Here is a 13906-nt window from a genome sequence, read left to right on the forward strand (position 1 = left end):
GTGCAATGATAAAGGAAAGAATTAACAGGCCGGTCTTCGGGCTCAAAAAGGTTATATAACGTCGCCTGTGCCTTCCCAGATTTTTTCCAGTGGCAGATACAGACTACTCTTTTTTACCGATGCGGGGGCAGCGTTGGGATTGTCTTACGACCACCAAACTTCCCGATTATCCCATCACTGGGCACCTATTATTGTATGATCCGGGAATTCTACTTAGGGTAGTAAGTATAATCAAGCACTAACATTGGGAGTGAGCGTCAGAGCCTATGCAGATAATAAATATTTTTATCCACCTTATTGCTCGAGTGTAAAATACCGACAGCCACCCCTTGCTTCGCCAAACGCTGGTTAAGCTCACTCGAATAAAGTACAGACCTAAAGTGCCGATAGCTTAACTCCTCCGTTGAAAAAAGCTGTCGATATAGAGCAGGCAAAGTGAATGATATGCCCTCTTCTCGCTGGTCAAAACCCTCTAAACGGCCACTTAAACCTGATTCAACCAGCCCCTCAAAAAATCGATAAATCCGTGCCTGCATAAAAAGCTCGAGTAAATTGGCAAGCGGGCATTGTATGTACTTCGGGAGCAAAAATACAACCACCAACTCAGAGCTTTCAGGGTCTCAGCCGCATAAAACAGTCGCCATACAAAAATTCTTTTTATACATCAAGACTCTATTTTTTGACTTTAAAGGCCTTACTTGTTGTTTCTCACCACATAGTGAAATAGCAAAACAAAACAAGCCCCCTAGTAAGAACCTCTATAAAAATAAACTCAACGCAATAACATTTTTAGCATCTGACGACAGCTTTCCTTTCTAATTTCTACCGACTGTACTTCAACGACAACAAAACCAAAGGCAGCAGTCATGATTCGCTTCAATAGCTGTGGCGCACTACACTCTGCCGTTAGCTCAAGGCTTTTTTGCGCCTCAGCTATATTCTCACACAAGAACACACAAACCTCGTTGTCATCCCAGCCCGTTTTAGCCGGGTGACGAAGCATGAAACCAAAGACCTCTCTCCTTAAGCGCTCAGGCGTTTGCTCAAGCAATTCGAAAACGGCATCGAGCATACGATAGACAAACTCAATACCTGTAGCATCGCCCGCATGCCTACGCATCAGGGTTAATGCTCGCCGCTGAATCTGCCACTCCAACTCACGAAGAAAATCCTCTTTAGTCGCAAAATTGGCATAGATTGTCGGCCTCGTCACACCAGCTTTTTTTGCCACTGTATCAATACGCAACTGCGACAAGCCAACCTCTGCAATCTCTTCCAGTGCCGCAGAGAATATCGCCTTCCTGGTCTGCAAGCGCTGCTGCTCGCGCTTAGAGAGTGCAGACACATCTCGATCCACCATGACTTCACCTCGAGAACATCATCAAATTCAAACGATGGCAAACATGATTTCACCACCCTCCCATCAATCACCTTGCAGCGACAGTGTTGACAGTTTACACATGTAAAGACCACATCCCAAACATCATCAACAAAAAATCGGCATATTTCGATAAATCAACCAATCAGCGCACAATGTAAAGGTCATCAACGCCGAACATCCTGAGCCACTATACCTGTAGCCTTCATAGCCTTCTGTTTACCTATAATAGATAGAGTACGACATTGCCATGCATAACGTCCGCATACACTGCGTGCCGAGTTAAGGGTACCGCTTCTGCTTCTATTCAATATTAGCTTCATCTTCATCTCCAGCGTCATAGTGGCGATCAGCCTTCAGCTTCAAACCAATCTTATTAGATCGTCTTAAAGCTACTCGACAAAGCACATCACTGAAAATTTTATTTCAAGATAACTCCATCACTTAAAAAAATAACCTTTTATTTCAACAACAAAGATATGATCAACCTCCAGCAAGAATAAAAGACACAACTAATCTCTCTGCTTTCACCTCAGTAGAGCAAAAAAAAGTGGCCAACAGGCCACCCAAAGGGGATCCCTATACAAGCTCAGCCCGACACATATTGCGGCCCAACACCCACCGACCAAAGAATGACGGTGCCGACACGCATCGTCACCAATAAAACCAAAGCGACCGTCACTACAGATGACGAGTACATAAAGGCGCGTTCCTTCTCAATCGCCATCAAGATTGGCATACCGCGATAAATCAAAAAGATAGAATAAGCACCTGCGACCATCATCATCGCTGCATTAAACCAAATTGATGGGTACACACCTGCAGCCCCCGCCAACATTATCGGCGTAGTACTATAGACAGAAAGCGCCATACCATGGTGACTATTAACCTCACCATCGGAGTAGGTTCCCGCCATCCAATTAATAAACATACCAAAGATCCAAATCCCCACAAGCGCCGCCACATAACTTAGACCACAGAGCACCAATGCGCTGCGCTCAGATAGCTGCACAACATCACCACCCGCTATCGACCACCCCACCTCTGTCACGCCATAATAAAAACACAGCGTAGGCACGATAACTAACAGCGGCACATGTGTCATGTATTCGGCCAGCATCGATCTATTTTGCTTACGGATAGAGTCCCATTCTTTAATGGGGTGAGTAAAAATACCAACGGTATGATCTAATATCATGGGCGCTCTCCAGTCTTATGGTGAGCTGTAGCTCCACACAATCCCCTTGTGCGACAACGTAGCGACAGCGAATACAAACTCTCACTTATTTAAGAAAAACGACAACAAACAGAAATCTACAATTACAGGAATGAAAGATTTATCAGGGTCGCATTTCAACCACCAGACCAATAAATCATCGTGCTATACAGTTTAGACCAAACCGTAGGGTTTGCGTATGAAGTGAGCTGCACACTGTAGTGCAGCCCTTAGCCATTCAGCTCCGTGAACGACTAAGGATTAAGACGTAGCTAGCGGGTTAGTTAAGCGATGCTAAAGTAGCGACTAATAGACGCCACATCGTATCAACTGTCGACACCTCTACTCGCTCTTGCGGAGAGTGTGCACCGGTAATATTCGGACCAAAAGAAATCATCTGCCAGTTTGGGTACTTAGCACCCAACAAACCACACTCTAAGCCAGCATGAATCATCTCTATCTTCGCCGGCTCACCCAGCTCAGCCAGGTGTATCGCTTCCATCTGCTTCAATAGCGCACTCTGCAGATCGGGCTTCCAACCCGGGTATTCATTTTCGCACACCACCGCGGCCACAGGACTTAAGTGAGCTGCGATCATCTCACACGTTTTATCTCGCGAACCGTCATCAAAGCTGCGCACTAAGATATTGATATCAATCTGATCCTGCTGCGTCTTAATCACCCCCATATTAGATGAGGTTTCGACACGCTCTGGCGCACCTTGACACATTTCAAGCGGGCCGTTAGGCAGAGCAACCAAAGTACGGAGCAGCTGCTTTTTCTGTTCCGAACTGAGTACCGCTTCAGGTACCTCACAGCCCTCTAACTGCAATGAAAACGACTCACCAGGGTGATTAAAGCGAGCGCAACACTCGTCACGAAAGCCTGCTACTAAAGCCTTAAGCACCGTTATGTCTGCCTCGGCCACAGTAAGAACTGCCTTGGCACGACGAGGTATGGCATTACGTACGGAACCTGAATCAACGGACGCCAACTCACACGAGGCCGGCAGCTTAGCCAATAAAGCGGTCAACAGTAACGCTGCATTACCTCGTTGATCGTTGATGTCGAGCCCCGAGTGACCGCCACGCAACCCATCGAGAGACAATGAATAAGCCACCTGCCCTGCTTTAGCAGGCTGAAGCTGCAGGCTAACAACGGCATTGACATCCTTGCCCCCGGCACAGCCCACATAGAGCTCACCCTCCTCTTCTGTATCGAGGTTCAACAAGTAATCGCCATTCAACGCACCAGGCTGCAAGCCATGTGCCCCTTCCATACCCGACTCTTCATTGATAGTGAACAACGCCTCCAATGGGCCATGCACCATATCATCACTCATCAAGACCGCTAGCGCTGCCGCAACGCCAATACCGTTATCCGCACCCAGCGTCGTACCATCAGCCATCACCCAACCATCTTGCTGCAGCAACGAGATAGGGTCACGCTGAAAGTCGTGAGAGGAGTCCGGACACTTCTGCGGCACCATATCTATGTGCCCCTGCAAGATAACCCCGGGGCGGCCTTCCATCCCCTCAGTAGCAGGCTTGCACGCCAGCACATTACCGACATCGTCCCGCCACACACGCAAGCCTTTACCTTCCAGCAAGTTAACAATCGTTTGTGCCAGTGCCTCTTCGTGATATGAGGGGTGGGGAATTGAGCAAATTAACTGAAAGTACTCCCAAACCTTATGGCTTGGACAGCTAGAGGCAAGCAGCGCGGGGTTTAACGACATAATAATCTCTCAAATTCTAAACAGTTTGATTCATCTTTCACTAGCCTGGCAAGTTGTGCCATGTGCAATATCAGAAATATTGTAATCATTAATAATTAGCAGCTAGGTTAAATAGCTTCCATATAAACACGCACCAAACAAGCACTACCTCAATCGCTATATTTCCCCATAACCTTAGTGCTATCATTAGCCTATAAGTCGCGCCGCTCTGCAGTCGCGCCACCATTCACATAGGGCTGTAGATATGACCGAATTGAGTAAAAAGTGGCACACGCCAGAACAAATGAAACCCAACAAGTTTCTCGATATCGTTCTTGTCATCGCAGACAACTTCGACCACAAACATCTTGGCACCTATAATGGGAAAGACTTTGAGGCCTGTATCGACGGCCAATGGCAAGTCGTAGAGAACGTCAGCCACTGGCACAAGCTAAAAAAATAACCCTCTCTCCAGCGCATCACCGACACAACTCAACAAATAACGAATCAAACCATGTTTGCATTTTTTGAACGTCTGGTTAACCCCTTCCCACCAGAACACCCCAGCGAACCCCCGAAAGGGCTCTACGCCTTCTGCCGACACTACAGCCGCGGCATGGAACCTCTGCTCATTATCATGGCAATACTCACGGCCTTCACCGCCATTGGCGAGGCTATGCTATACGCCATCTTAGGCCAATTGGTCGACTGGTTTAGCAGCCAAGATAAGCACAACTTCCTACAACAAAACTGGCCACTACTTGCCAGCATGGCCGTCTTTGTGCTCGTGCTCATGCCTTTGTCTGTTGTCGGTAAATCACTGATCGTGCACCAATCCCTGCTCGGCAACTACCCAATGCGCGTGCGCTGGCAAGCACATCGCTATTTACTCAATCAAAGCTACAACTTTTTCCAGCACGAATTTTCTGGGCGTATTGCCACCAAGGTCATGCAAACATCGCTAGCCGTTCGAGAAACGGTGATGAAACTTCTCGACGTGATGCTCTTTGCTACCATCTACCTGGCCACGATGATCATACTTGTCGCCAGCGCAGATTGGCGACTAGGCCTACCGCTGATCGTTTGGCTGTGCTGCTACATCAGTATCCTCCGTTATTTTCTACCGCGACTGAAACGTATCGCGACGACGCAGGCTGATGCACGATCACTGATGACAGGACGCATTACCGATAGCTATACCAACATTCTTACCCTCAAATTATTCTCGCACCATCAGCGTGAAGCCGAATACGTTCGTGAAGGCATGTCGAGCTTTCTCGACACCGTACATCCGCAAATGCGCCTTGTTACCCTGCTTAATGCCAGCGTATGGTGCATTAATATGCTGCTAATCTGCAGCACCGCAACACTAGGTATCTACTTCTGGCTCGGCAGCGGCATCACCGCCGGAGGCATTGCTGTTGCACTGAGTTTATCATTGCGACTGATGGGCATGAGCAACTGGATCATGTGGGAGGTCAGCAACTTATTCGAACAAATCGGCACAGTACAAGATGGCATTAACACCCTTGCTCAGAGTAACGCCGTGCACGACCAAAGAGACGCTTGCCCCCTAATCGTTAAGCAGGCCAGTATCGACTTCCAACAGGTGGGCTTTTCCTACAACGAACGTAATACCGTTTTCGAGCAGCTTAATCTGAGCATTCGCAGTGGCGAGAAAATCGGTATCGTTGGGCGCTCAGGCGCAGGCAAGTCCAGCCTGGTCAACCTGCTGCTACGCTTCTATGACGTCGATAGCGGCAATATCCTCATTGACGGTCAAAATATTCGCAACGTGCAACAAGAAAGCCTGCGCAGCCATATCGCCATGGTCACGCAAGATACTTCTTTGCTTCACCGCTCTGTACGTGAAAATATCTTATTTGGCCGTCCCAACGCCAGTGAGGAGGAGATGCTTGAGGCCGCCAAGCAAGCCGAGGCACATGAGTTCATCCTCTCGCTTGCCGACGATCAAGGGCGCACAGGCTATGACGCACACGTCGGTGAACGTGGCGTGACACTGTCAGGCGGTCAACGCCAACGCATTGCTATCGCGCGAGTACTACTCAAGGATGCACCGATTTTAATCTTAGATGAAGCCACCTCAGCACTCGACTCTGAAGTAGAAGCCAGCATCCAACAAAACCTCGACCAGCTAATGCGCGGCAAAACCGTAATTGCGATTGCTCACCGTCTATCAACGATTGCCGCCATGGACCGACTCGTGATTTTCGACAACGGCAAAGTCATTGAGCAGGGCAGTCATCAGCAGCTGATTGAAAAAGGTGGCATTTACGCGCAACTATGGAGCAAGCAATCTGGAGGTTTCGTTTAAGACAAAACAAAGGAAGATAGACCAAGGATGGTAGAACAAATATTGAGAGTTAGGCGCGAGTGCTTTGTCTTATCGACAGGGAGATTATAACGATTAGAGCGGGGAGCCCTACAATAGCAACTATATACCAAAATAAATTGGTGCCCAGAAGAGGACTTGAACCTCCACGGCCCGAAGGCCACCAGCACCTGAAGCTGGCGTGTCTACCAATTCCACCACCTGGGCAAGCGATGGTGGGGAATTTATAGGCTTTTTAACTCAGGGTCAATCTTTTCCTTACGATAATTACCACACTCCCCGCCTCTACCAAAGTAATCTAAACTCAGCCCTTCAATAGCGGAAGAGCAAGAAAACAACAAATCAACCTCATCGCCGGCCCCTCCTCTATCACGCCCCATCTCTTTGACATTTTATGCTCTTGGCAAGCCGACCATTAAGGAGAATAGTAATAGTTATCAATATCGATCAAGCTTTCTTTACTATACCCTGAACACAGTGGTGACATCTGTTGATTAATAGCTGCATTCGCTCAAAATACCTTAGCGAGCGATGATTTGGACTCAAACCGACATGGATTAGCCATGTATCGAAATTACAGAAAAAATAATTACCTTCTCTCCACAATCCCTAATGACTCCCCCTCCCCCCTGCTTGCTGCTAAAGAAACTCTATTACGGGGCTTATCGACTACCATTGTTAGAAATTTACAGGAGGTGATTTGGTAGTTTTTTTACAAGCACTTTCTAGCAAAAATAGCCTTAGGCATCTTCGCTGATGTTGGGTAGTCTATTTGAGTCTGTACGTTGTAGAACTCTAGTTTCTACCCCCCTACCAGACTCGAACGATGCTTAGCTGAGCCAACACTGATGCTCCAAACGCACTAAGCAACGCTACGACACATTACAACAGGAAGCAGCGATGATTATCGGTATCCCCAAAGAAACGCTGAGCGATGAAACACGCACCTCGCTCATTCCCAGCTCGGTAAAACGTTTAACCGACCAGGGTGCAGAGGTCGTATTCGAGGCCGGACTTGGCCTCCGTCTTGGTATAGAAGACAGCGAATACATTGACGCTGGTGCCAAAGTCAGCACTGATCGCGATCAACTACTTGCTTCGGCAGACATGGTGCTGCGCCTGCGCAAGCCTGCACTCGATGAGATCGCCAAACTTAAGAAGGGCTCTATTCACATCTCCTTTCTTGATCCCTTCAATGAGCACGAGCTCGTCGATGCTTTTGCTGCCCACCAGATCACCGCCATCAGCATGGAGATGATCCCACGCACCACCCGTGCACAAAAAATGGATGCACTCAGCTCTCAGGCCTCACTCGCAGGCTACGCCATGGTTATCTTGGCCGCCGAGCGCCTCGACAAGATCCTACCAATGATGATGACGCCCGCAGGTACTATCTCCCCCTCACGCGTCTTCATCATTGGCGCTGGTGTCGCCGGCCTACAGGCTGTTGCTACCGCCAAGCGCCTAGGTGCCCGCGTTGACGCCTTTGACACCCGCCCGGTCGTTAAAGAGCAGGTCGAGTCTTTGGGAGGAAAGTTCGTCGAAATTGACCTCGGCGACACAGGCCAGACCGAAGGCGGCTACGCAAAGGCGCTCACTCCAGAGCAAATCGAGCTGCAGCGACTCGGTCAGAAAAAAGTCATGGCGCAAGCCGATATCGTCATCACCACCGCGCAGCTGTTTGGCCGCAAAGCCCCTATTGTTGTCACCACCGACATGGTCGAGGCGATGAAGCCTGGCTCTGTGATTGTCGACCTCGCCGTTGAGTCCGGCGGCAATGTGGAAGGCTCCGTTGCCGGCGAGGAAGTCATTCACAACGGCGTCAAGATTATCGGGCTAACCAATATGCCTGGCCACGTTGCAATGAATGCCAGCCAAATGTATTCCGCTAACTTACACAATCTCGTACTAGAATACTGGGACAAGGAGCAAGCAAGCTTCGACCTCAAGCTAGACGACGACATCCTCAAGGGCTGCATCATCACCCACGATGGCGAGCTTGTGAATGACATGATTAAAAATTCGAGGGCCAAATAATGGACGCCATCTATCTCACCTTCATCTTTGCCCTGTCTGTGTTCCTCGGCTTTGAGCTTATTGCTAAGGTTCCCGCAACACTACATACGCCGCTTATGTCAGGCTCCAATGCGATCTCCGGCATCACCGTTGTAGGCGCCATCGTCGCCGCCAACCATGGCAGCGACAGCACCGCCATTTGGCTCGGCACTTTCGCCGTCTTCCTCGCCACCATCAATGTGGTTGGCGGATATATGGTTACCGATCGCATGCTCGGCATGTTTAAGAAGAAACAATAAGGACTAGACGATGAATCTTCCGTTATTAATTAATCTCGCCTATGTCGCTTCAGCCATACTGTTTATTCTCGGCCTGAAGAAACTAAGCTCTCCCGCTACCGCGCGTAACGGCAACCTACTCTCTGCTCTCGGCATGCTGATTGCGATTATCGCCACGCTTGCCTCAGAACTAAAACTTCCTTGGGGCAACATTGTAGGAGCTCTCATCTTGGGCTCGCTAGTCGGCGCCGTTGCTGCTAAGCGCGTGCAAATGACCGGCATGCCAGAACTTGTCGCACTCTTTAACGGCCTCGGTGGTGCCGCATCATTGCTTGTCGGCTGGTCTGCGCTCTATCCCGCCGTTGGCGTTGATGGCCTAGCACTAGCCCAAGGCATCTCCACATTTACCAGCATCACCATTGTCTTATCCATCTTAATCGGCGGTATCACACTGACCGGCTCTATGGTTGCCTATGGCAAGCTGTCAGAAAAGCTAAGCAGTGGCGCCATCCAATTTCCACGCCAACAAATAGTCAACGCCGCCATCGTCGTCGCCATTCTATTCTCTGCTTTCATGCTATGCCTAACCCCTAGCCACGACAGCTTCTGGCTATGCGCGATACTGATACTTTCTCTCGTCTTCGGCGTGATGATTGTTATCCCTATCGGCGGCGCCGATATGCCCGTCGTCATCGCCCTGCTTAACTCTTACTCAGGCCTTGCTGCCTGCGCCGCCGGCTTTGTACTGAACAACAATCTGCTCATCGTCGCCGGTTCTCTAGTCGGCACCTCCGGCATCATCCTGACCAATATTATGTGTAAGGCGATGAACCGCTCACTCAGTAACGTTCTCTTCTCCGGCTTTGCTGCCGCGAAAGAGTCGACCATGGTAATAGAGGGCGAGGTTAAACCGATTGTTGCAGAGGATGCCTACCTCATCTTAGAAGCTGCTCAACGCGTCGTTATCGTCCCTGGCTACGGCATGGCTGTCGCCCAAGCGCAGCACGTCGTCAAAGAGCTGATGACCCACCTTGAAAGTAACGGCTGTGACGTTCAATTTGCCATCCACCCTGTTGCGGGTCGTATGCCTGGTCACATGAACGTGCTCCTTGCCGAAGCCAACGTCCCCTACGAACAGCTCGTCGAAATGGACGATATCAACCCACAGATGAGCAATATGGATGTCGCGATCGTCATCGGTGCCAACGACGTTGTCAACCCTGCTGCCAACGAAGACGAGGGCAGCCCCCTCTACGGCATGCCAGTCATCAATGTCACCGAAGCACGTACCGTGTTTGTCTTAAAGCGCTCCATGGGTGCAGGCTTCTCCGGCGTTGAGAACCCGCTCTTCTTCGCCGAGAACACCCGCATGCTCTTTGGTGATGCCAAAGAGTCACTCGGTACCGTGGTTAGCGAGTTCAGCGAGTAACTGCCGCAGAGAGCGATAGTAACCCCTATCAATCTCAGCAACCAAAAGGCCGCAACGATGCTATTCGTTGCGGCCTTTTTTATCAACACAACTGCACTATGCCCTCCTTAACTCACAAGGAATGCCAGCGACATCATAGCTTGTCACTCAGACTGCCGAGAAAAGCCGTGATATCAGCAACCTCACCATCACTAAGCACCACACCCAACTGCAGCTCACCCATCTGACGCACCGCTTCTGGTAACGTGGCGACACTACCGTCATGGAAATAAGGCGCAGTCTCTGCAATATTACGCAACATTGGTGTCTTAAAGAGCATATCATCCTCGGCTTTACCGGTTAAATCCTTACGACCACGATCACTCTGATTCTTATAAGCTTTTGCTAAACCCATCTTCTGGTAAGCTTTGCCGCCTAACAGCGGCCCGTTGTGACATGCTGTACAGCCTTTCTCCGTAAACACCTTCAACCCACGCAACTCTTGCTCACTCAGCGCACTATCATCTCCCTTAAGGAAGTCATCAAAACGGTCTCGGGTGATTAGCGTTCGCTCAAATGCTGCGATCGCCTGGGCAATATTGTCATAAGTGAGCGAACTCGGGCCGAAGGCTTTTTCAAACAACAAAGGATAATCGCTTGTTGCCTGCAGCTTTTTCTCTACGGCCTCCTCACTGGGCATAGCCATCTCTATCGGATTCAAAATAGGCCCTTTCGCCTGCGCCTTTAGATTCGCGGCACGACCATCCCAAAACTGACTCACTTGGAAGCCTGCATTCAACACTGTAGGCGAATTACGCCCCCCTCTTTCTCCTTTAACACCCAGTGACGTGGGCTGATGATCAGCCCCGCCAGCCCCCTTTTCCAGACTATGGCAACTATTGCATGACTGACTATTATCAAGCGATAAACGTGTATCCATATAAAGCTTTTCACCAAGAGCCACCTGCTCGGGACTATCATTTTCTGCACTAGGCATCGCTGCTGGTAACACACCAAACACGGCATTGGACTGCTGGCGCAACACATCATCAGCCAAGCTATTCGCACTAATCGTTGCTGCAGCCAGGACTAGGCACGCACTATAATTACGTAATTTCATAATAGATCCATCTAATCAAAAATTATTGTTATCGTTCGGAGGCGTTGTTTTACAGCAAACAAACACCGCTTACTAGCACATCTATGTGATATCTGAGACGAAAAAAATAAAACAGTCAAAAAACAAAACAGGTTCAAAGTTTCAAAAAAACAAAAAAATTAAAAGCGTGACTTAAAAACACTATTACGCTATTAAAAGAAGGCTTATATTCATCCGCTTATGATTTTTTTATGACAAGATGAGTAATATAACAAGGGGACGCAGCGAAATGAGAATGACTATCAACTAGGTTTACAGGGAGGCCTCCCTCCCACATAAAATAATATTAAGCCAACAGCGAACTAGACTATCGCACGCTTTCTATACAGCAGTAACCCCGGCATCGCGAGACCGATAGCCAATGCAAAGACAACGAAAATCGCTGTCAAACCATTATCAACAAGCGCACTGAACAGCGCCTCAGAGTACCCTTGACGGTTAATCTCTACCATCGTAACCATCGCCTTAAAGACATAGACGCCAGGCACCATCGGAATCATTGAAGCAACGGTGAAGACTTTTGGTGGCACGCCGAGATTACGAGCCCAATGCACACCAATAAAACCAACAACCAAAGCCCCCACAAAGCTCGCCCAATCAATAGGCCAGCCCAGTTGCATCATCACAAACCGCATACCATGGCCGATAGCACCACCAACAGCGCAATACTTCAGCGCTTTAGGAGGCACGTTGAAGACAAGCGCAAAACCAACAGCTGGAATCATCGCAAAGAACATATCGTTAACGAGGCCCAGCAAAAAAACCATCCAACTAGACATGCATCGAACCTCCCCACAAACCGACGGCGGCGATAATACCAATACTGGTTGCCAATGTAAGCATGGTAGCAAACACCCAGCGCGCAACTCCCATGTCGATATACCCCTTCACCATATCGGACACCGCATTAATCAACGGAACCCCTGGCACCAGCAGTAGCACCGACGAAGCCATTGCAATATGCGGATCATTACCAATAGCGTAGCGAACCCCTAACAAACTGACAGAGGTTGCAACAAGAGCTGTCACGAAGAAGTTAACCAATGGATTAAAATGCAACAAGCCTAATCTTTGACGAACCGCCATCGCAACACTTGAGGCAACAAAGGTGAGCGAAAACACAGCCCAATCACCACCTGCAAGACGCGCAAAACACGCGCACGACAACCCAATCATGACCGCCACAAGGTGGCGATTATATTTAAAGCTAGACAGATTCTCGATCGCCTGCTCAAAGCCATCAATATCGAGCTTTCCACTTTCCGCCTGCAAGCAAAGCTGCTGAAGCTCGGTAATAACCGTCATGTTAATACCGGCATCGGGGCAACGCCGAGTCGTCGTCATGCACTCATCGCCGATGATCACAGTCGCAACCATAGAGTTTGAATTAAGTGATAATTCAACTGCGTCAGCCCCCAGGGCACGACCAACACGCTGCGCAAGATCAACCACAAGCTTGCTCTCAGCCCCATGTTGCAGCAAGCGCTGCCCCGTTCTAATCGCCAACTTAGACAAACGCCTGAGCTGCTGCTCATCATAACCCATCATGTACAACCTAATTTCTACAACCTATTTCTACAATTAATACTGAACGACAAAACCTCGTTCGCGCGCCATATTTGCCAATATTTCCATCTCTGAAGCCAGTGGTGGCTCCGTAGCGATTAACTCATAGGGCTGATTGACTGCTTCCCACTTGTGCACACCAAGCTGGTGATAAGGCAGCAACTCTATCTTCTCGAGACAGTGCTTCTGCTGGTCAATAATATCCAGCAAACGCGAAAAGTGCTCTGGATCCGTTGTCCACTCAGGAACAACAACGTGACGCAGCCAGTGCGGCTGATTACGCTCCGCCAAAAGCCTTGCAAACTCAAGTACCGGGGCATTTGACACCTTGGTTAACGCCAGGTGACGCTCTGGGTCGACCTGCTTCATATCAAACAACACTAGGTCTGTCGCATCCAACACGCGCGTGAGCGCCTTCGGTTCGACAACCTTCATAAAGCCATTGGTATCGAGACAGGTGTGTATACCTTCACGCTGACAACTCTCAAAGAGCTCTGCGATAAAATCTGCCTGCAATAAAGGCTCACCACCAGAAACAGTGATACCGCCCTTCTTAAGAAAAGGCTTCACCGAACGCAGCTTCTTCATTATCTGCTCAACAGTATAATCTGTCCCCCCTTTCGCACTCCAAGTATCGGGGTTATGGCAATACAGGCAGCGCATCTCACAGTGCTGCGTGAACACAACAAAGCGCAGGCCGGGACCGTCAACTGTGCCAAAAGAGTCAATCGAGTGGAGATGTCCAATAGTCATATCTATTTTCCTTAAATTCTCACGCCGTAAACAGTAAAAAGGCCCAGCCTTTGTTAGCTTTC

Annotated in this window: 13 protein-coding genes, 1 tRNA gene and 1 riboswitch; of the genes, 5 read left to right on the forward strand and 9 right to left on the reverse strand. The window is 49.2% G+C overall.

Annotated elements, in window-relative coordinates:
• Nucleotides 1-10: 10 nt before the first annotated feature.
• A riboswitch (cobalamin riboswitch) is annotated at nt 11-204 on the reverse strand.
• Nucleotides 205-772: 568 nt separating this feature from the next.
• From EDC56_RS02050 to pepD, 3 genes are all read right to left on the reverse strand, one after another.
• Nucleotides 773-1360: a TetR/AcrR family transcriptional regulator gene (locus tag EDC56_RS02050; protein WP_123710863.1), complete on the reverse strand. Its 588-nt coding sequence runs from the start codon at nt 1358-1360 to the stop codon at nt 773-775.
• 607 nt (nt 1361-1967) lie between these two features.
• On the reverse strand, nt 1968-2576 hold the full coding sequence (locus tag EDC56_RS02055) for a Yip1 family protein (RefSeq protein ID WP_123710864.1): 609 nt from the start codon (nt 2574-2576) through the stop codon (nt 1968-1970).
• Between the two features lie 298 nt (nt 2577-2874).
• Nucleotides 2875-4332, reverse strand: coding sequence for a beta-Ala-His dipeptidase (gene pepD, locus EDC56_RS02060; RefSeq protein WP_123710865.1), 1458 nt, complete (start codon nt 4330-4332; stop codon nt 2875-2877).
• Between the two features lie 244 nt (nt 4333-4576).
• On the opposite strand from pepD, the gene EDC56_RS19365 reads away from it, so the two are divergent.
• Both EDC56_RS19365 and EDC56_RS02065 read left to right on the forward strand, forming a co-directional pair.
• Nucleotides 4577-4774, forward strand: coding sequence for a hypothetical protein (locus EDC56_RS19365; protein ID WP_148059281.1), 198 nt, complete (start codon nt 4577-4579; stop codon nt 4772-4774).
• Nucleotides 4775-4825: 51 nt separating this feature from the next.
• A complete protein-coding gene (locus tag EDC56_RS02065; protein ID WP_123710866.1) occupies nt 4826-6646 on the forward strand; it encodes an ABC transporter ATP-binding protein in 1821 nt (606 codons plus the stop codon).
• Nucleotides 6647-6784: 138 nt separating this feature from the next.
• On the opposite strand, the gene EDC56_RS02070 is transcribed toward EDC56_RS02065, so the two are convergent.
• Both EDC56_RS02070 and EDC56_RS19540 read right to left on the reverse strand, forming a co-directional pair.
• Nucleotides 6785-6871 (reverse strand) — tRNA-Leu (locus EDC56_RS02070).
• Nucleotides 6872-6888: 17 nt separating this feature from the next.
• Nucleotides 6889-7044 (reverse strand): hypothetical protein, encoded by a 156-nt coding sequence (locus tag EDC56_RS19540; RefSeq protein WP_162844051.1) that lies wholly within the window; start codon nt 7042-7044, stop codon nt 6889-6891.
• Nucleotides 7045-7564: 520 nt separating this feature from the next.
• Between EDC56_RS19540 and EDC56_RS02075 the strand changes: the two genes are divergently transcribed.
• From EDC56_RS02075 to EDC56_RS02085, 3 genes are read left to right on the forward strand one after another with little or no spacing between them, the layout of a single operon-like run.
• On the forward strand, nt 7565-8701 hold the full coding sequence (locus EDC56_RS02075) for a Re/Si-specific NAD(P)(+) transhydrogenase subunit alpha (protein WP_123710867.1): 1137 nt from the start codon (nt 7565-7567) through the stop codon (nt 8699-8701).
• Nucleotides 8701-8979, forward strand: coding sequence for an NAD(P) transhydrogenase subunit alpha part 2 (locus tag EDC56_RS02080; RefSeq protein WP_123710868.1), 279 nt, complete (start codon nt 8701-8703; stop codon nt 8977-8979). Before EDC56_RS02075 ends, EDC56_RS02080 begins: the two co-directional genes overlap by 1 nt.
• A gap of 10 nt (nt 8980-8989) precedes the next feature.
• Nucleotides 8990-10387, forward strand: coding sequence for an NAD(P)(+) transhydrogenase (Re/Si-specific) subunit beta (locus EDC56_RS02085; RefSeq protein ID WP_123710869.1), 1398 nt, complete (start codon nt 8990-8992; stop codon nt 10385-10387).
• 133 nt (nt 10388-10520) lie between these two features.
• Here the strand turns inward: EDC56_RS02085 and EDC56_RS02090 are convergent, their stop codons facing one another.
• The 4 genes from EDC56_RS02090 to pflA form a co-directional block, all read right to left on the reverse strand.
• Nucleotides 10521-11486 (reverse strand): cytochrome-c peroxidase, encoded by a 966-nt coding sequence (locus tag EDC56_RS02090; protein WP_123710870.1) that lies wholly within the window; start codon nt 11484-11486, stop codon nt 10521-10523.
• A gap of 341 nt (nt 11487-11827) precedes the next feature.
• Nucleotides 11828-12304 carry a threonine/serine exporter family protein gene (locus EDC56_RS02095; RefSeq protein ID WP_245980627.1) on the reverse strand — a complete coding sequence of 159 codons (477 nt, stop codon included), beginning with the start codon at nt 12302-12304 and terminating at the stop codon, nt 11828-11830.
• Entirely contained in the window at nt 12297-13073 is a 777-nt protein-coding gene (locus EDC56_RS02100; protein ID WP_123710871.1) for a threonine/serine exporter family protein, read from the reverse strand. Before EDC56_RS02100 ends, EDC56_RS02095 begins: the two co-directional genes overlap by 8 nt.
• A gap of 33 nt (nt 13074-13106) precedes the next feature.
• Entirely contained in the window at nt 13107-13844 is a 738-nt protein-coding gene (gene pflA / locus EDC56_RS02105; RefSeq protein ID WP_123710872.1) for a pyruvate formate-lyase-activating protein, read from the reverse strand.
• Nucleotides 13845-13906 lie beyond the last annotated feature (62 nt).

The sequence above is a fragment of the Sinobacterium caligoides genome, from assembly GCF_003752585.1.
Classification (GTDB): domain Bacteria; phylum Pseudomonadota; class Gammaproteobacteria; order Pseudomonadales; family Sinobacteriaceae; genus Sinobacterium; species Sinobacterium caligoides.